Annotated in this window: 13 protein-coding genes; 5 read left to right on the forward strand and 8 right to left on the reverse strand. The window is 69.1% G+C overall.

What is annotated here, in order from left to right:
* Window positions 1–48 precede the first annotated feature (48 nt).
* The 6 genes from HSX14_RS18370 to HSX14_RS18395 all read right to left on the reverse strand — a co-directional run bounded on the left by HSX14_RS18370 (window position 49) and on the right by HSX14_RS18395 (window position 7,709).
* Complete coding sequence (locus tag HSX14_RS18370) at window positions 49–3,111, reverse strand: efflux RND transporter permease subunit (protein WP_173179125.1); 3,063 nt, start codon at window positions 3,109–3,111, stop codon at window positions 49–51.
* Window positions 3,108–4,127 (reverse strand): efflux RND transporter periplasmic adaptor subunit, encoded by a 1,020-nt coding sequence (locus tag HSX14_RS18375; RefSeq protein ID WP_173179127.1) that lies wholly within the window; start codon window positions 4,125–4,127, stop codon window positions 3,108–3,110. The genes HSX14_RS18370 and HSX14_RS18375 overlap by 4 nt, the downstream gene beginning before the upstream one ends.
* A gap of 307 nt (window positions 4,128–4,434) precedes the next feature.
* Window positions 4,435–5,214, reverse strand: coding sequence for an ABC transporter permease (locus HSX14_RS18380; RefSeq protein ID WP_021217959.1), 780 nt, complete (start codon window positions 5,212–5,214; stop codon window positions 4,435–4,437).
* Window positions 5,211–6,143, reverse strand: a complete 933-nt coding sequence (locus tag HSX14_RS18385) for an ABC transporter ATP-binding protein (protein ID WP_173179129.1) — start codon at window positions 6,141–6,143, stop codon at window positions 5,211–5,213. Before HSX14_RS18385 ends, HSX14_RS18380 begins: the two co-directional genes overlap by 4 nt.
* Before the next feature lie 84 nt (window positions 6,144–6,227).
* On the reverse strand, window positions 6,228–6,848 hold the full coding sequence (locus tag HSX14_RS18390) for a glutathione S-transferase family protein (RefSeq protein WP_173179131.1): 621 nt from the start codon (window positions 6,846–6,848) through the stop codon (window positions 6,228–6,230).
* A 192-nt stretch (window positions 6,849–7,040) separates the two neighbouring features.
* Window positions 7,041–7,709: a transglutaminase-like domain-containing protein gene (locus tag HSX14_RS18395; protein WP_173179133.1), complete on the reverse strand. Its 669-nt coding sequence runs from the start codon at window positions 7,707–7,709 to the stop codon at window positions 7,041–7,043.
* 160 nt (window positions 7,710–7,869) lie between these two features.
* Here HSX14_RS18395 and HSX14_RS18400 point away from each other — a divergent pair, with 160 nt between their 5' ends.
* From HSX14_RS18400 to HSX14_RS18415, 4 genes are all read left to right on the forward strand, one after another.
* A complete protein-coding gene (locus HSX14_RS18400; protein WP_173179135.1) occupies window positions 7,870–10,317 on the forward strand; it encodes an acyl-CoA dehydrogenase in 2,448 nt (815 codons plus the stop codon).
* Between the two features lie 88 nt (window positions 10,318–10,405).
* Window positions 10,406–10,816 carry a PA2817 family protein gene (locus HSX14_RS18405; protein ID WP_173179137.1) on the forward strand — a complete coding sequence of 137 codons (411 nt, stop codon included), beginning with the start codon at window positions 10,406–10,408 and terminating at the stop codon, window positions 10,814–10,816.
* A gap of 277 nt (window positions 10,817–11,093) precedes the next feature.
* Complete coding sequence (locus tag HSX14_RS18410) at window positions 11,094–14,465, forward strand: PAS domain-containing protein (protein WP_178132788.1); 3,372 nt, start codon at window positions 11,094–11,096, stop codon at window positions 14,463–14,465.
* Between the two features lie 115 nt (window positions 14,466–14,580).
* Window positions 14,581–15,075 carry a DUF1543 domain-containing protein gene (locus tag HSX14_RS18415; RefSeq protein WP_173179140.1) on the forward strand — a complete coding sequence of 165 codons (495 nt, stop codon included), beginning with the start codon at window positions 14,581–14,583 and terminating at the stop codon, window positions 15,073–15,075.
* On the opposite strand, the gene HSX14_RS18420 is transcribed toward HSX14_RS18415, so the two are convergent.
* The gene (locus HSX14_RS18420; RefSeq protein ID WP_373874723.1) at window positions 15,062–15,793 is read right to left on the reverse strand and encodes a GntR family transcriptional regulator; all 732 of its coding nucleotides are present in this window, start codon (window positions 15,791–15,793) and stop codon (window positions 15,062–15,064) included. The genes HSX14_RS18415 and HSX14_RS18420 overlap by 14 nt on opposite strands.
* Window positions 15,790–17,604, reverse strand: coding sequence for an allophanate hydrolase (gene atzF / locus HSX14_RS18425; RefSeq protein WP_173179144.1), 1,815 nt, complete (start codon window positions 17,602–17,604; stop codon window positions 15,790–15,792). Before atzF ends, HSX14_RS18420 begins: the two co-directional genes overlap by 4 nt.
* A 239-nt stretch (window positions 17,605–17,843) precedes the next feature.
* Here atzF and HSX14_RS18430 point away from each other — a divergent pair, with 239 nt between their 5' ends.
* Window positions 17,844–19,100, forward strand: coding sequence for a cyclic di-GMP phosphodiesterase (locus tag HSX14_RS18430; protein WP_173179146.1), 1,257 nt, complete (start codon window positions 17,844–17,846; stop codon window positions 19,098–19,100).
* Window positions 19,101–19,148 lie beyond the last annotated feature (48 nt).

A 19,148-nucleotide genomic window follows, 5' to 3' on the forward strand; every position in this document is an offset into this window, starting at 1 on the left:
CACGGCAAGGGCAGGCGAGTGCGTGCGCCCCTGCAAGCCTGCCAGGCATCACGCCAGCGCCGGCTCCTCCAGGCGCATCGGCCGCCAGTGGCGCAGCTTGCGGTAGAGCGTCGGCACCACGAACAGGGTAAAGAAGGTGCCCACCAGCAGGCCGCCGACGATCACCATGCCGATCTGCTGGCGGCTCTCGGCGCCGGCGCCGGTGGCGATCGCCAGGGGCAGCGAGCCGAGGACCATGGCGCCGGTGGTCATGAGGATCGGCCGCAGGCGCTGCACCGAGGCTTCCATCACCGCCTCATCCAGGCTGCGACCCTCGCGCAGCAGCTGGTTGGCGAACTCGACGATGAGGATGCCGTGCTTGGTGATCAGCCCGATGAGCGTGACCATCCCCACCTGGGAATAGATGTTCAGGGTGCCGCCGAACAGCTCCAGGGCGAGCAAGGCGCCGGCGATGGAGAGCGGCACGCTGAAGAGGATGATCAGCGGGTCGACGAAGCTCTCGAACTGCGCCGCCAGCACCAGGTAGATGAACACCAGGGCCAGGGCGAAGGTCAGCGCCACCCCGGCGCTGGATTCCTTGAAGTCGCGGGAGGTGCCGGTGTAGTCGAACTGGGTCTCCGGCGGCATCACCTCGCGGGCCACGCGCTCCAGGTGGGTCAGCGCCTCGCCGAGGGTGTAGCCGCTGCCGACGTTGGCGCTGAGGGTCACCGCGCGCAGCTGGTTGAAGTGGTTGAGCTCGCGCGGCGATACCGTCTCCTTCACCTCGATCAGGTTGGAGAGCTGCACCATGCTGTCGTCGCGGCCGCGCACGTACACGCGGTTGAGGTCGTCGGGGTTGCTGCGGTCGACGTTGGCCAGTTGCACCAGCACGTCGTACTGCTCGCCGTTCTGCTTGAAGCGGGTCACCTGGCGGCTGCCGAACAGGCTTTCCAGGCTGCGGCCGATGGTGGCGACGTCGGTGCCCACGGCGGTGGCCTGCTCGCGGTTGACCGTGACCTTGAGCTGCGGGGTGTTGAGCTTGAGGTCGGTGTCGATGCTCTCCAGCCCCGGGTAGTCGCGGATGCGCGCCAGCAGGGTGTCCACGTACTGCTGCAGCTCGGCGTATTCCAGGGACGAGCGGATGACGAAGTTCACCGGCTGGTTGCGCGCGCTCTGCCCCAGCGGCGGGCGGTTGACCGGAAAGGCACGCACGCCGGGGATGTCCTGCAGCTTGGGCAGGAGCTCGTCGCGGATCTCGAACTGGCTGCGGCTGCGCTTGTCCCAGTCCTCCAGCTTCATGAACGACAGGCCCTGGGCCACGGTGGGGAAGCCCACCACCACCATGTAGCGGTTGGTCTCGGGGATCGACTTGTAGGCGTCCTCGAGCATCTTCGCGTAGCGGCTGGTGTACTGCAGGGTGGCGCCGTCCGGGCCGTTGAGGGTGCCGACTATGGTGCCGGTGTCCTCGGTGGGCGCCAGCTCGCTGCGCAGCCCGGTGAACATCCAGGCGCACAGCAGCAGCACGCCGACCAGGAACACGGCGATCAGCACCCAGGCGCGCAGCACCCGCTCCATCAGGTGGCGGTAGCTGTAGGTGAGGCCGTTGAGGAAGCCTTCGACCAGGTTGTACAGGCGGCCATGGCGCTCCCCGGGCCGGTGCGCCTTGAGCAGTTGGCCGCACATCATCGGCGACAGCGTCAGGGCGACGAAGCCGGAGACCAGCACCGCGCCGGCCAGGGTCCATGAGAATTCGGTGAAGAGCTTGCCCGAGGTGCCCTGCATGAAGCCGATGGGCGCATAGACGGCCGCAAGCGTCAGGGTCATGGCGATCACCGCGAAGGCGATCTCGCGGCTGCCCTTGAACGCTGCCTGCACCGGCGACAGGCCCGCCTCGATGTGCCGGTGGATGTTCTCCAGCACCACGATGGCGTCGTCCACCACCAGGCCGATGGCGAGGACCATCGCCAGCAGCGTGAGGGTGTTGATGGTGAAGCCCATCAGCGCCATCAGCGCGCAGGCGCCGATCAGCGACACCGGGATGGTCACCAGCGGGATCAGCGTCGCCCGCAGCGAGCGCAGGAACAGGAAGATGATCAGCACCACCAGCACCACCGCCTCCCAGATGGTGGCGTAGACGTTGGAGATGGATTCGCGGATGAACAGCGAGTTGTCGTTGGCGATGGCCATCTGCATGCCCTCGGGCAGCAGCTCACGCACCTCGGGCAGCGCGGCATTGAGGCCGTCGGAGATTTCCAGCGGGTTGGCCGTGGCCTGGCGCACCAGGCCCAGGGACACCGCCGGGCGGCCGTTGAAGCGCACCAGCGAGCGCTCGTCGGCGGCGCCGATCTCGGCGTGGCCCACATCCGACAGGCGCAGCAGGTAGCCACGGCGGTCGTCGATGATCAGGTCGTTGAATTCCTCGGGGGTCTTCAGGTCGGTTTCCGACAGCACGCTGAACTCGCGCTGCACCGACTCGATGCGCCCGGCGGGGATCTCCACGTTCTGCCGGCGCAGGGCGTCCTCCACGTCCTGCACGGTGAGGTCGTGGGCGGCGAGCTTCTCCGGGTCCAGCCAGATGCGCATGGCGTAGGTGCGCGCACCGCGTATCTGCACCTCGGAAACGCCGGGGATGGTCTGCAGGCGGTCCTGGACCACGCGCTCCAGCACGTCGGTGATCTCCATCGCCGAGTGCCGCTCGCTGTAGAAGGCGATCCACACCACCGGCTGGGCGTCGGCCTCGACCTTCTGCACCACCGGCTCGTCGATCTCGGTGGGCAGCAGGCCGCGCACCCGGCCCAGGCGGTCACGCACGTCGTTGGCCGCCTCGTCGGCGTCTGTGCCGAGGCGGAACTGCGCGGTGATCTGGGTGTTCTCCGAGCGGCTGATGGAGGACACGAAGTCCAGCCCCTCGATGCCGGAGAGCACGTCCTCGATGGGCTGCGCCACCTGGGACTCCATGATCTCCGGGCTGGCGCCGGGGTAGATGACGTTGACGGTGACGATGGGCACGTCGATGTTCGGGTACTCGCGCACCGTCAGGCGCTGGTAGGCCATCAGCCCGAGCAGCACCACCACCAGGGAGAGGACGGTGGCGAATACCGGGCGGCGGATGCACAGGTCGGACAGGGTCATAGCTCACCCCGCGCGACGGTGCGCACCTCCTGCCCGGGCCCGGCCTTCTGCCAGCCCGCAGTGATCACCTGCTCGTTGCCCTGCAGGCCCTCGCGCACCTCGGCCTTGCCGCGCTGGCGCTGGCCGATGCGGATCTGCCGGCGCTCCACCTTGCCGTCGACGACGATGGCGACGAACAGCTGCTGGCCGACCGGGATCACCGCCTCCTCGGGAATCAGCAGCGCGTCGGGGCGCTCTTCGAGGATCACCGAGACCTTGACGAACTGGCCGGGCTTGAGGCGGTGGTCGGCGTTGCCGATCTGCGCGCGGATGGCCTGGCTGCGGCCGACCTCATCCAGGCGCGGGTTGAGGGCGATGATGCGGCCACGGAAGCGCTCGCCCAGGTAGGCGTCGACGCTGATCTCCACGGTCTGGCCGAGGTGCACCTGGGACACGGCCTTCTGCGGCACGCGGAAATCCACCTTGAGCGGGTCGAGCACCTCCAGGTTGACGATGTCCTGGCCGGGGCTGAGGTAGTCGCCGGTGCTCACCTGGCGCAGGCCGAGGAAGCCGTCGTAGGGCGCGCGGATCTGGGTCTTGTCGAGGCGCGCCTGGGCCAGGGCCAGGCTGGCGCGGGCGGCCTGCTGCTGGGACTGCGCCTCGTCCTGGGCCTGGGCGTTGCTGGCGCCGCGCTTGAACAGCATCTGCGCGCGCTGGTAGCTCTTCTCCGCCAGCTCCAGGTTGGCGCGGGCCTGGTCCAGCTCGGCGCGGGCGATGGCGTCATCGAGGCTGACCAGCAGATCGCCGCCCTTCACCTGCTGCCCTTCCTTGAAATGCAGGCTGGCCAGGCGCCCTTCGATCTCCGGGCGGATGGTCACCGACTCGTCGGAGCGCAGCGAGCCGAAGGTCACCAGCTCGTCCCGCACCAGCGTGCGCTGGGGCTCGGCCACCTCCACCAGCGGCGGGTTGGCGGCGATGGCCGGACAGGTGAGCAATCCACACAGCAGCAACGGCCAGGCGCGGCGACGAGCGATCATCAACAGCCTCTTTTCGAGTCGTTCTTGTCGGAAATGAAAAAGTCTACCGGGAGTATCGGCGGACTTTTGTCAGGGGCACGTAAAGATAGAGGCAGTCTGTGACGCTTTGTATCGGGACGGATGCATTTCGCAGGCGGGCCAGGCGGCGTGGGAGCGGTTTCAACCGCGATGCCCCGCAAGGGGCCTTTTTCGCGAATGAATTCGCTCCCACGAAGATGACGCCCGGTACCGCGTTGCGCCCAGCTCCGCTCGCGTGCCGGTGATCAGCCTTCGCGCGCGGAGCTCGCTCCTGCGAGGTGCGCCGTGCTCACTGGCGCATGCCGCGCCCGCTCACCAGCAGGCGGATGCAGGCGATGTAGAGGATCACCGTGGTCAGGGTCATCAGGCCGATGGCGATGCCGATGTTGATGTCGGAGACGCCGAGGATGCCGTAACGGAAGGCGTTGACCATGTGCAGGATGGGGTTGGCCAGGGACACGGTCTGCCAGAACGGCGGCAGCAGGCTGATGGAGTAGAACACCCCGCCCAGGTAGGTCAGCGGCGTCAGCACGAAGGTCGGGACGATGGAGATGTCGTCGAAGTTGCGTGCGTACACCGCGTTGATGAAGCCGCCCAGGGAGAAGGTGGTGGCGGTCAGCAGCACCACCAGCACGGTCACACCCAGGTGGTGCACCTGCAGCTTGGTGAAGAACAGCGACAGCAGGGTCACGATCACCCCCACCGCCAGGCCGCGCAGCACGCCGCCTATGGTGTAGCCGAGGAGGATGGTGTGCGGCGAGACCGGCGACACCAGCAGCTCTTCCACCGAACGCTGGAACTTGCTGCCGAAGAAGCTGGAGACCACGTTGCTGTACGAGTTGGTGATCACCGACATCATGATCAGCCCCGGCACGATGTACTCCATGTAGCTGAAGCCGCCCATGTCGCCGATCTGCCGGCCGATCAGGTTGCCGAAGATGACGAAGTACAGCGCCATGGTGATGCCCGGGGGCAGCAGGGTCTGCGGCCAGATGCGGGTGAAGCGGCGGACTTCGCGGTAGACGATGGTGTTGAGGGCGACCAGGTTGGCGCGCAGTTCGGAACTCATACGGCCACCTTCGACAGGTTCTTCTCGACCAGGGACACGAACAGTTCCTCCAGGCGGTTGGTCTTGTTGCGCAGGCTGAGTACGTCGATGTGCAGCGCCGACAGCTGGCGGAACAGCTCGGTGATGCCCTGGCTCTTGTCCACCTGCACCTCCAGGGTGTGGTGGTCCACCAGGCGCGCCGGGTAGCCGTTGAGCTGCGGCACGCTGGCCAGCGAATCCTTGAGGTCGAGCAGGAAGGTCTCCACGTGCAGCTTCTTCAGCAGCGCCTTCATGCTGGTGTTCTCGACGATGGTGCCGTGGTCGATGATGCCGATGTTGCGGCACAGCTGCTCGGCTTCCTCGAGGTAGTGGGTGGTGAGGATGATGGTGATGCCCTTGGCGTTGAGCTCGGTGAGGAAGCTCCACATCGAGCGGCGCAGCTCGATGTCGACGCCGGCGGTGGGCTCGTCGAGGATCAGCAGGCGCGGCTCGTGGATCAGCGCACGGGCGATCATCAGGCGGCGCTTCATGCCGCCGGACAGCTCGCGGGAGGCGGAATCGCGCTTCTCCCAAAGGCCCAGCTGGGTGAGGTACTGCTCGGCGCGCTCCTTGGCGATCTTCGCCGGGATGCCGTAGTAGCCGGCCTGGGTCACGACGATGTCGAAGACCTTCTCGAACTGGTTGAAGTTGAACTCCTGGGGCACCACGCCGAGGCAGCGCTTGAGCGCGTAGGGCGAGGTGTCCAGGTCGTTGCCGAACACGCTCACCGTGCCGCTGGTCTTGTTCACCAAGGTGGAGAGGATACCGATGGTGGTGGACTTGCCGGCGCCGTTGGGGCCCAGCAGGGCGAAGAAGTCGCCTTCGGCCACTTCCAGGTCGATGCCCTTGAGGGCCTGGAAGCCGTTGCCGTAGGTCTTGGTCAGCTGCCGGATGGACAGAGCAGATGTCATGACGTGCCTTTGCAGAAGAGATTGAAATTGGCCTTGATGGCTGCGAACGCAACCATCAAGCAGCTTGATGGGTTCAGCCTAGCATCAGGTCAGCGCGGTCATCACCGCCTTGCGGTAGGCCGGGCGTTCCCTGAGCCGCGCGTACCAGGCCTCCAGGGCCGGCAGCTCGGGGCGCTCGATGGGCATCTCGAACCAGGCGTAGATGAAGCTGCCCAGGGGGATGTCGCCCATGGCGAAACGCTCGCCGGAGAGGAACGGCTGTGCAGCCAGCGCCCGTTCGGGCATCGCCAGCAGCTCGCTGCAACGGGCCAGGGCGGCGGCGATCCTGGCCGGGTCGCGCTCCGCCGGCGGCGTACGCAGGGTGCCCCAGAACAGGTCGCGGAAGACCGGGGCGAAGGCCGATGTGGTCCAGTCCATCCACTTGTCGCCCTGGGCGCGCAGCGCCGGGTCCTCGGGATAGAGATCGCCCGCAGCGTAGCGCGCGGCCAGGTAGCGAACGATGGCGTTGGACTCCCAGAGCACCAGTTCGCCATCCTCCACCAGCGGCACCAGGCCATTGGGGTTCTTCGCGCGGTACTCGGGATCGTTGACCAGCCCGAAGGCGCCCCCGGCATCGATCGCCTCGAAGGCGACACCGGCCTCCTCGGCGGTCCAGAGCGCCTTTCTCACGTTGGACGAATTCTTGCGGCCCCAGATCTTCAGCATCTGTGATTGTCCTGTCGTTTCACGAGGCGTCGATTCTAGAGGCAATCCCCCCCTCCTTGGCCAAGGATTTGCGTTGATAACGCATATCGACCCGAGCGGGGTGGCGGATGCGCGAAGGCGTGCTTCGGGTGGAAATCCCACGCGGCAGGGTCGGACCACGATGCGTTGGGCCTCGCTGCGCTCGGCGCCAACCTACGGTGTCTTTACGGCAGCCGCCTCGCTGTGCAGGTCACCGCTCATGAACGCCGCACCGGGCTCGAACAGGTGCGGGTAGACCTTCGCCAGGTGGCCGAAGAACAGCGCCTCCGGCAGGTCCTCGAACTGGCCGTGGTCGGCGAGGTATTCCATGTAGCGCTCGCCCTGGCGGTTGAAGGGGTGGAAGACGCTGTCGCTGGCGCCGTCGAACTCCAGCGGCGCGACGTCGAACAACCGGCACAGCTCCAGGTTGAAGGCCGGCGTCGCCTTGACCCAGCGCCCGTCCAGGTAAAGCTCGGTGTAGCCGTGCATGGCGAACACCTCGCTCCGGAGCAGCTGCAGCAGGCGCGGGGTGGCCAGGTGGTTGCGCACGTCCGCCAAGCCGATGCGCGCGGGGATCCCGCAATGCCGCGCGCAGGCCGCGAGGAGGATGGCCTTGGGCACGCAATAGGACTCACCCGCCGCCAGCGCGGTGCTCGCCTTGAGCGAGCCGGGGTCGCGGCTGAAGGCGTAGGGGTTGTAGCGGATGGCATCGCGCACGGCGTAGTACAGGCTGACCGCCTGGTCACGCGGCTGCGCGCTCGCGCCGCGGTTTTGCGAGGCGAACTCAACCACCAGGGGGTGGTCACTATCAACGAAGCGACCGGATCGCAGGTAGGGCTGCATGGCATCTCTCCAGGGTGAACCGCCCCAGTCTAGGGGCTGCCCCAGTGCCCGCCCAACGACGATCCGGCCAAGCTGACTGCCCATGTCGCCAGCTTTCATGGCGACGTCTACGCTCGTGACGGTCGCGCCTGTGCCGCACCGTCATCAAGGAGGATCACGCATGGTGTTCGTCTGGTTGCTCGTCCTGGTACTGGGGGTCGCCTGGCTGGCGCACCGCCGCACCGCTCCCCTGCCCGCCCTCGGCGCGGTGGCCCTGTATCTCCTGGCCATGGGGGTGTTCAGCCACTCGCCCGGCTGGCTGCTGGCGATCCTCTGGGTGCTGTGGCTGGCGGTCGCCCTGCCCCTGGCCTTCCCCGAAATGCGCCGCAAGCTGATCACCGCCCCGCTGTTCTCCTGGTTCCAGCGCGTGCTGCCGCCCATGTCGGAAACCGAGCGCGACGCCATCGAGGCCGGCACCGTGTGGTGGGACGGCGAGCTGTTCAGCGGCCGCCCCGACTGGAACAAGCTGCTCGACTACCCGCGCCCGGCGCTCACCGCCGAGGAGCAGGCCTTCATCGACGGCCCCACCGAAGAGCTCTGCGCCATGGTCAGCGACTGGGACATCGGCCAGCGCATGGACCTGCCCCCCGAGGCCTGGGAACACATCAAGGCCAACGGCTTCTTCGCCCTGATCATTCCCAAGGAATACGGCGGCAAGGGCTTCTCCGCCTACGCCCACTCCCAGGTGGCCATGAAGCTGGCCACCCGCAGCGGCGACCTCGCCTCCACCGTGATGGTGCCCAACTCCCTCGGCCCGGCCGAGCTGCTGCTGCACTACGGCACCGACGAGCAGCGCCAGCACTACCTGCCGCGCCTGGCCCGTGGCGAGGACATCCCCTGCTTCGCCCTCACCGGCCCGCTGGCCGGCTCCGACGCCGGCGCCATGCCCGATGTCGGCATCGTCTGCAAGGGCCAGTGGCAGGGCGAGGAAGTCATCGGCCTGCGCCTGACCTGGGAGAAGCGCTACATCACCCTCGGCCCGGTGGCCACCCTGCTCGGCCTGGCCTTCAAGGCCTACGACCCCGAGCACCTGCTGGGTGACGAGGAAGACCTGGGCATCAGCCTGGCGCTGGTGCCCACCGACACCCCCGGCGTCGAGATCGGCCGCCGCCACCTGCCCCTGGGCGCCGCCTTCATGAACGGCCCCAACTCCGGCAAGGACGTGTTCGTGCCGCTGGACTACCTGATCGGCGGCCAGCCCATGCTCGGCAAGGGCTGGATGATGCTGATGAACTGCCTTTCCGTCGGCCGCTCCATCTCCCTGCCGGCGGTGGGCACCGGCGCCGCCAAGTACACCAGCCTGGTCACCGGCCAGTACACCCGGGTGCGCGAGCAGTTCAACGTGCCGCTGTCGGCCTTCGAAGGCATCCAGGAAGCCATGGCGCGCATCGGCGGCAACGCCTGGATGATGGATGCCGCGCGCATGCTCACCGCCAACGCGGTGGACCTGGGCGAGAAGCCCTCGGTGCTCTCGGCCATCCTCAAGTACCACCTGACCGAGCGCGGCCGCGAATGCATCGGCCACGCCATGGACGTGCACGGCGGCAAGGGCATCATCATGGGCCCGAACAACTACCTGGGCCGCTCCTGGCAGGGCGCGCCGATCTTCATCACCGTGGAAGGCGCCAACATCCTCTCGCGCAACCTGATGATCTTCGGCCAGGGCGCCATTCGCTGCCATCCGTTCGTGCTCAAGGAGATGGCCCTGGCCGGCCGCGAGGACCACGACCGTGCCCTGGAGGAGTTCGACGACCTGCTGATGCAGCACATCGGCTTCGCCGTCAGCAACGCCGCCAGCACCCTGCTGCTGGGCCTGACCTTCGGCCACCTGGGCAGCGCCCCGGGCGATCGCCTGGCCCAGGGCTACTTCCGCAGCCTCAACCGCCTCTCGGCGGCCTTCGCCCTGCTCGCCGACTTCAGCATGATGCTGCTGGGCGGCGAGCTGAAACGCCGCGAGCGCCTCTCCGCGCGCCTGGGCGACGTGCTCAGCCACCTCTACCTGGCCTCCGCCGCGCTCAAGCGCTACCACGACCTGGACAGCCCCGAGCACCTGCGCCCGCTGCTGCGCTGGGCCCTGGAGGAAAGCCTGGGCAAGGCCGAGGATGCCCTCGCCGGCCTGCTGGCCAACTTCCCCAGCCGTGTCTTCGGTTGCCTGCTCGGCGTGCTGGTGTTCCCCTTCGGCCGTCGCCACAAGGGGCCCTCGGATGAACTGGACGCGGAGATCGCCGCCATCATCGGCCGCGACCGGGGTGACCCGGCGCTGGAGAACCTGCTCGCCGGCTGCTTCCGCCCGCAGGCCGAGGACGACCCGGTCGGCGCGCTGCAGCACGCCGTCGACGCCCTGGCCGCCGTGCAGCCGCTGCAGAAGAAGCTGCACAAGGCGGTCAAGGACGGCCAGGTGAAACCCGCTGCCGGTGAAAGCCTGATCGACGCCGCCCTGGCCGCCGGGGTCGTCGACGCCAGCGAGGCCCAGCGCCTGCGCGCCGCCGAGGCCGCACGACGCAAGGTGATCGACGTCGACGACTACGCCAAGGACGAGCTGCTGCCGACCGAGGGCCGGGTCCGCTAGGGCCACCACCCGGCCAGGCGGGCGGGACAGCGGGCGCGGAGGGACTTATACTCCGCGCCCGTTTTCATTCCGCCCCAGGACCCACGCCATGGCCAATCTCTACCTCGACCACCACCTCGCCCTGCTCGCCCACCTGCGCGGCATCCTGGTCGCCCTGGGCGAAGCCGAGCAGGTTCCCGAAGAGAACCACGCCCTGTTCGTCGAGCGCTTCGACGAACTGATGAGCGAACTGCCGCGCGACCCGGAATCCAGCCTCTACCTGGGCCAGGACCTGATCGCCCAGGTCTTCCACCGCTATCCGCAGATCGCCCACCTGGTCCCCCGCGACCTGCTGTGGTTCTTCGGCGGCGATTGCCTGCACTTCATGCCCGATGAAGAGATCGCCCTGTTCCAGCGCCTCGACGAGCGCCGCTTCGAAGCCGAGGAGAACGACGAGCCCTTCGACTGGAACCAGGAAAAGCAATTCCTCGCCCTGCCCGACGAAAGCGGCAAGCACTGATCCCTCGCGCCCAGACCCGTGCCCGGCACGGGACTGGAGCCGCCGGCCGTCCCGGACCTCAGTCCGGGCCGCGCCCCACCGCAATGCCCGCCGCCATGCAGGCACCGTCATCGCCCGAACGGCGTCCCACCGGGCCCGGCCTGCACCGCGCCCCTCCTGCGTGCGGCGGGTGAATCCGTGGCTCGGGGCGCAACTTTCCCGCCGCCATGCTGCCGAAACGCTAGGCCCCATGGGCCCGCTCCCCAGCCGCCACCCCGTGCTCCGGACCCGCCAGCCGATGACCGATGATGCGACCCGCCGTCCCGACGGCGCCCCGACCCCCTACTTCCTGCCCGGCAGCGGTGAGCTGGGCCGCCTGATCAATGCCCACGACTGGGCCGCCACGCCCCTGGGGCCCATCGAAGGCTGGCCGCAGAGCCTGAAGACGGTCACCGGCATGCTGCTGCTCTCGCCGGTGCCCATCGTCCTGCTCTGGGGCGAGGCCGGCACCATGATCTACAACGACGCCTACTCGGTGTTCGCCGGTGGCCGCCACCCGCAACTGCTGGGCTCGGAGGTGCGCAAGGGCTGGCCGGAGGTCGCCGACTTCAACGACAACGTCATGAAGGTCGGCCTGGCCGGCGGCACCCTCGCCTACAAGGACCAGGAGCTCACCCTGCACCGCAACGGCCTCCCCGAATCGGTGTGGATGAACCTCGACTACTCACCCGTGCTGGACGAGAGCGGCCACCCCGCCGGGGTCATCGCCATCGTCGTCGAGACCACCGAGCGGGTCCGCGCCGAGCAGCACGTGCGCGCCGAACGCAGCCGCCTGCAGAGCCTGTTCGAGCAGGCCCCGGGACTGATGGCGCTGCTCGCCGGGCCGGACTACGTGTTCGAGCTGGCCAACCCCGTCTACCGCCGCCTGGTGGGCGACCGCGACCTGATCGGCCGCCCCCTGCGCGAGGCCCTGCCGGAGGTGGAGCGACAAGGCTTCATCGAGCTGCTCGACCAGGTCCGCACCAGCGGCAAGGCCTATGTGGGCACCGGCGTGCACGTCATGCTGCAACGCGAACCCGGCGGCGCCGAGGAAGAGCGCGTGCTCGACTTCGTCTACCAGCCGGTGGTGGATGGCCAGGGCCGGGTCACCGCCATCTTCGTCGAGGGCCAGGACATCACCGAACGCGCCGCCGCCGAGGCCCGCGTGCGCAAGAGCGAGGAGCGCTTCCGCGCGCTGGTCAACGCCTCCTCCGACATGCTCTTTCGCATGGACCCGCACTGGACCGAGATGCGCCGCCTCGACGGCAAGGGCCTGATCGCCGACCTCCGCCGCCCCACCGCCAACTGGCTGCAGGACTACATCCCCGCCGAGGACCAGCCCCGGGTGCGCGCGGCGATCGACCAGGCCGTGCGCACCAAAGGCATCTTCCAGCTGGAGCACCGCGTGTACCTGCTCGATGGCAGCCTGGGCTGGACCTTCTCCCGTGCCGTGCCCTTGCTGGACGCCGACGGCGAGATCAGCGAATGGTTCGGTGCCGCCAGCGACATGACCGGGCGCCACCTGGCCGAGGACGCGCTGCGCGAGAACGAGGCGCGGCTGCTGTTCCTCGACGCCCTCGGCAAGGAAACCTCCCGCAGCGTCGATGCCGACCAGATCCTCGCCATCACCACCCGCATGCTCGGCGAGCACCTGGGCGTGGCCGTCTGCGCCTACGCCGACATGGCCCCCGACGGCGACGGCTTCACCATCCGCGGCGACTGGGCCGCCCCGGGCAGCCAGAGCATCGTCGGCCACTATCACCTTTCCGATTTCGGCCAGCTAGCGGTGCAACGCCTCGGCGCCGGGCTGCCGCTGGTCCTGGACGACAACCGCGGCCAGTTGCCCCCCGAGGAGGCCGCCACCTTCCTGGCCATCGGCCTGGCGGCGACCATCTGCCTGCCCCTGGTCAAGGGCGGCCGCCTCACCGCGCTGATGGCCATCCATGACAGCGTGCCGCGCAACTGGACCCACAAGGAACTGGCCCTGCTCACCGAGGTGACCGAGCGCTCCTGGGCGCACATCGAGCGGGTGCGCTCGGAGATGGAGGCCCGTGACGGCGAGCGCCGCTTCCGCGCGGAACTGGAAGCCAAGGTGGAGGAGCGCACCGCCGCCCTGGCCCAGAGCGAGGCCAGCATCCGCACCATCTTCGAGACCTCGCACCTCTACCAGGGGCTGATCGCCGCCAGTGGCGAGGTGCTGCACTTCAACGCCACCGCCCTGGCCGGCATCGACGCCAGCCTGGAGGAAGTGGCCGGCCGGCCGTTCTGGGAAACCCCCTGGTTCACCGGCCCCCCCGGCATGCCCGAAACCATCCGCGCGGCGGTGCAGCGGGTCGCCACCGGCGCCACCGCCAACCTCGGCATGGCCCTGGAGCTGCCCGGCGGCACCCGGCTGTTCGACTTTTCCCTGCGCCCGGTGCTCAGCGACACCGGCGAGGTGGTCGCCATGGTCCCCGAGGCGGTGGAGAAGACCGCGCGGGTCAAGGCCGAGCAGGCCCTGCAGCAGGTGCAGAAGATGGAGGCCATCGGCAACCTCACCGGCGGCATCGCCCATGATTTCAACAACCTGCTGATGGCGGTGCTCGGCAGCCTGGAACTGCTGCGCCGGCGCATGCCCCACGAGGCTCCGCTGCTGCGCCTGCTGGACAACGCCCGCGCCGCCGCCGAGCGCGGCGCCTCGCTGACCACGCGCATGCTCGCCTTCGCCCGGCGCCAGGAGCTGCGCCGCGAGCGCATCGACCTGCGCCAGCTGGTGGAGGACATGACCGACCTGCTGCAGAGCGCGCTGGGCTCCACCATCGCCGTGGAAACCCTGTTCCCGCTGCAACTGCCACCGGTGGAGACCGACCCCAACCAGCTGGAATCCGCCCTGCTCAACCTCGCCGTCAACGCGCGCGATGCCATGGGCGGCCAGGGCCGCATCTCCATCGCCGCCCGCGAGGAAGCCGCGCCGCCGGGCGACGGCCTCACGCCCGGGCGCTACCTGTGCCTGGCCGTGACCGACAACGGCGAGGGCATGGACGAGGCCACCCTCAAGCGCGCCACCGAGCCCTTCTTCACCACCAAGGGCATCGGCAAGGGCACCGGCCTCGGCCTGTCCATGGTCCACGGCTTCGCCGAGCAGTCCGGCGGCCTACTGCGCCTGCGCAGCACGCCCGGGCACGGCACCACGGCGGAAATCTGGCTGCCGGCGCAGGAGTGGCCGCACGAGCAGGCGTCGCGGCCGTCGCCCGAGGTCAGCGAAGCGCTCGATGACGCGCCTACCGCCGGCCTGTCGATCCTCGCCGTGGACGATGACGACCTGGTGCTGACCAATACCGCCGAGATGCTCGAGGACCTCGGCCACCGCGTGCTCACCGCCCACTCCGCTCAGGAGGCCCTGGAACTGCTGGAGCGCGAGGCCTTCGACCTGCTGGTGACCGACCACGCCATGCCCTACATGACCGGCGCACAGCTGGCGCTGGAGGTGCGCTCGCGACGCCCCGGCCTGCCGGTGCTGATGGTCTCGGGCTACGCCGAACTGCCGGCCGGCGTGCGCCTGGACCTGCCGCGCCTGTCCAAGCCCTTCACCCAGCAGCAGCTCGCCGACGCCGTCGCCGGGCTGGCCACCCGCAACGCCCCCTGCGCCTGAGCCGACCCTTCGTCCAGGCGCCGGACGGCGCTACCACCCGGACGCGGCGGCGCCTTAACATGGCGACCCCGCCCGGCGCAGGATGCCGGGCCCGACCGACCTGCCAGGACCGATAATGCTGTTCGTCGTGATGCTCGGGGGCAAACACCCCCGGGCCAAGATCGAAGTCCATGACGTGGTGTTCGCCTTCGCCGACACCATCGAAGAAACACACCCGCAATTGCGCCAGGAATGGTTCGGCAGCCCCGCCGGCCTGCACATCGACTCCTGGATGGCCATCGAAGGCGTCGACGGCTACCGCGTCAGCCTGGGGGCCTGCGCTCCCGCCGCCGGCGCGCCGCGACTGTTCTTCATCAACCTCGGCGGCTACGAGCCCGGCGCCTTCGGCGAAGCCCACCGCTACCTCCTGGTGGTGGCGCGGGACAAGGCCGAAGCCAAGGAGAAGGGCAAGCGACGCATGCTGGCGAACTGGGACAAGCCCCACACCGACGCCCTGCTGGACGTCGACGACTGCATCCCCATCGACCAGGTGGACGGCCGCTACGTGCAGCTGGTCGAAGGCGAGCACCGGGGCATCACCCAGCGCAGCGACTACGTCATCCTGTCCTGACCGGCGCCCCCGCCGCCTCGCGCTGGCGGGCCGCCCACAGGCGCTGCTGGGTGATGCCGCGAACCTGTGCCTTGCTCCGCTCCACGTGCTCGCGCAGCAGCTGCTGCGCCTCCGCACAACGCCCGTCGAGCATGGCGGCGAGGATGTGCCCGTGCTCCTCGTAGGTCGCCGCCACCCGCTGCGCCTGGGTGAAATCCAGGCGCCGGACGATGCGGATGCGCTCACTCAGCTCGCGGTGCACGCGGGCCATCTCGGCATTGCCGGCGGCGGCCACCAACTGGCAGTGGAAGGCCTCGTCGAGCTCCGCCACCGCACGGCCATCGACCAGGCGCTCGCCCTCCTCCACCTGCCAGGTGCGGCAGAGCACGGCCAACGGGCCCGGCCGCTCGCCGGCACGCCGGCACAGGCGCTCCACCGCGGCCAGCTCGAGGACGATGCGCAGATCGTAGAGCGCCTCGAAGCGCTCGAAGTCGAAGGGCCTGACCTGCCAGCCGCTGCGGAAATGCACCTCCAGGTAGCCCTCGCGCTCGAGCCGGTACAGGGCCTGGCGCACCGGAGTACGGCTGGCCGCCATGCGCCCGGCCACCTCGCCTTCGCTGAAGCGGTCGCCGGGCAGCAGGCGGAATTCGGAGATGTCCTCCTTGAGCCGCTGGTAGATGCCGTCCACCAGGCTTTGCGGGCGACCGGCACGCCCTGGCGCAGCCTCCACGCGCCTCAGGCCGACGCACGGCTGGCGATGTAGGCGCGCCAGCCACCGAAGGCGGTGATGTCCTCGGCATCGGCCAGTGCCCAGGGCTCGCAGATGAAACCCTTGACCCAGCGCCCGTCCTCCAGCTGCAGGTTGCCGATGCCCAGCGGCGGCGGGATCTCGGCGACGAACTCGCCGAAGCGCGCCAGGGGGATGTCCCACAGCTCGACGATGATCGACGCGCCTTCGGCGGCGCGGGCCAGCCCCGGCTTGGGCGGCACCGAGCCGGGCAGCGCGTGGAGGCGGTAGGTCGGTGCGGTCAGGGTCTGCTCCACCAGCACCGCATCGCGGGTGGTGAGCTGGGCATTCAGCGGCATGCCGGTGAGGTGCGCGCCCACCACCGCCACGCGCACGCTGCCGGGCGCCTGGGTGGGCGCGGCGGCGGGTGCCAGGGGGCGGCCGGTGGCACCCAGGGGCAGGCCGAGGCTCGCCTGCCAGCGCTTGCCCAGGGACGCCAGGGCCCGGTCGTGCCAGGCCGGGGCGATCAGGGTGATGCCGGCCGGCAGGCCGTCGTCGCGGAACCCCGCCGGCAGCGCCAGCGCGCTGAGGTCGGCGAGGTTGGTGAAGTTGGTGTAGGTGCCGAACTGGCTGTTGTAGAGCACCGGTTCCGCCTCCATCTGCGCCAGGGTGCGCAGGGTCGGCGAGGTGGGCACCACCAGCGCATCGAAGCCCTCCAGGGCCTGCTCGATGCGCCGCGCCAGTTCGGCGCGGCGGTATTCCGCGCGGTAGGCGTCGCAGGCGCTGTAGCCCAGGCCGTTGGCGACGATACCGCGCACCACCGGGTTGATCGCTTGCGGGGCGCGCTCCAGCATCCCCGCCAGCGCGACGGTGCGTTCGGCCACCCAGGCCCCCTGGTAGAGCTGCTCGGCCAGCTCGCGGAAGGGCGTGAAGTCGATGGGCACCAGCTCCGCCCCGAGCCCGGCCAGGTGCTCCAGGGCACGCTCGAACACCGCCTGGTTGGCGGTATCGCCGAAGAACTCCAGCGACTGCGGCACCGCCAGGCGCGGCCTGGCGCCGATGGCCACCGGGGCGCGCCCGGGGTTGCGCCGCGAATAGGCGTCCGCCGCATCGAAGCCGCCGGCGACCTCGGCGACGCATTCGGCGTCCGCCACCGTCAGGGCGAACACCGAGATGCAGTCCAGGGTGCGGCACGCCGGCACCAGCCCGTGGGTGGAGAGCCAGCCCTTGGTCGGCTTGAGGCCGACGATATTGTTGAAACCGGCCGGCACCCGGCCGGAACCGGCGGTGTCGGTACCGAGGGAGAACGCCACCAGGCCGCGCGCCACCACCGAGGCGGACCCGGAGCTGGACCCGCCGCTGACGTAATCGGCATCGAAGGCGTTGGGCACCGCGCCGAAGGGCGAGCGGGTGCCCACCAGGCCGGTGGCGAACTGGTCGAGGTTGGTCTTGCCCACCAGCACCGCGCCGGCCGCCTGCAGGCGCGCGACCACGGTGGCGTCCTCTTCGGCCAGGTAGGCGAACTCGGGGCAGGCCGCGCTGGTGCGCCAGCCGGCGGCATCGATGTTGTCCTTGATGGCGAAGGGCACCCCGTACAGCGGCAGACGGCTGCGGACGCCGCCCACGGCCGCCAGCTGCGCCTCCAGGGTCGCCAGGCGCTCACCCAACTGTGCATCGCTGGCCAGCACGATCCAGGCGGGATCGTCAGCGCGCAGGCCCTGCAGCCATTCGAAGAGGATCTGCGGGGTGATCCGCTCGCTGGCGTAGGCATCGCGCCAGTCATCGAGGGTCCAGCCTTGGGGTTGCCGGTCGGGGGTCTGCATCGGGCTCTCCATCTTGTATCCAAGTTGTGGCGGCAGCCCTGCAACTCGCGGACCAACTATGCTGAACCCCATGAAACCGGGCCGTTCGAACGAGACAGGGAAGGATCGAGCCATGCCCGCGCCATAATTCGGTGCAATCCTGCATGTTTTTGGTGCCCGTCACCGAACGTGCGACGGGGCTGCCCCGGCGGAGGCAAACCGCTAGACTGCCATCACTTAGCCAGTACCCGAGCAACGGAATGACCGCAGCCCCCTCCTACATCACGCCGGACCAGCTTTGCGTCGGCCTCTACATCCAGCTCGAACTGGGCTGGTGGGAGCACGATTTCACCTTCAGCAACTTCAAGATCAAGGATGAAGCGCAGATCAAGGCGCTTCGCGAGCTGGGCCTCAAGCGCCTGCGCTACGACCCGGCACGCAGCGATTGCGAGCCCCTGGACCTGGAACCCGAGGCCCCGCCCGCCCCTCAGGAACCCGAAGTGCCCGCGCCCAGCCCCGAGGACATCGCCCGCCAGGAGCGGGTGGTCAAGCTCAGCAAGCTGCGCAAGCGCCTGGCGGAGGTGGACCGCAAGTTCATCCACGCCAGCCAGCAGGTGAAGCAGCTCAACCAGACCCTGCGCAGCCAGCCCGAAGAGGCCTTGAAGCAGGCCGGCCAGGTGGTCGGCGACCTGGTGGCCTCGGTACTCGGCGAAGATGGCGCGGCCCTGCACAGCATCAACGGCAAGCCCGCCGAGGACGCCTACTTCCATTCGCTGAACGTCACCGTGCTGTCGGTGATGCTCGGCCGCCAGCTCGGCTACGACAGCGAGGCCTGCCACAGCCTCGGCCTCGGCGCCCTGCTCCATGACATCGGCAAGATGGACGTGCCCAGCAAGGTGCTGCTCAAGCCCGAGCCGCTGACCCGCCCCGAGCAGCAACTGCTGCAGATGCACACCGACTTCGGCCTGCGCCGCAGCCAGCAACTGATGCTCGACGACGAGGTGCAGCGGATCATCCACGAGCACCACGAGCACTGCGACGGCAGCGGCTACCCCAGGCAGCTGCACGAAGCCGGCATCGGCCGCCTGAGCCGGGTGGTGTGCATCACCAACCACTTCGACAACCTGTGCAACCCGCTCAACCCGCGCGACGGCCTCAGCCCCCACGAGGCCCTGTCGCGCATGTACGGGCAGTACCGCCAGCGCTTCGACGAGGTGATGCTCAAGGCCTTCATCCGCTGCATGGGCGTCTACCCGCCGGGCAGCCTGGTGCAGCTGCAGGACGATCGCTACGGCCTGGTGCTGGGCATGCACCCGACGCTGCCGCTGAAGCCGACGCTGATCCTCTTCGACCCCAAGGTGCCGAAGGAGGAAGCGCTGATCGTCAACCTCGAGCACGAAGAATCGATCGCCATCGCCCGCAGCGTCCGCCCCGCCCAGGTGCCGCCGGAGGCCCTGGAGTACCTCGACCCGCGCCAGCAGGTGACCTACTACGTGGACCCGCGCACCCGGGGCTGAACGACGCCTGCGATCGCAGACCGTTCGTACGGCCCCCGGGCACCCGGC

It is taken from the genome of Pseudomonas tohonis (genome assembly GCF_012767755.2).
Classification (GTDB): domain Bacteria; phylum Pseudomonadota; class Gammaproteobacteria; order Pseudomonadales; family Pseudomonadaceae; genus Metapseudomonas; species Metapseudomonas tohonis.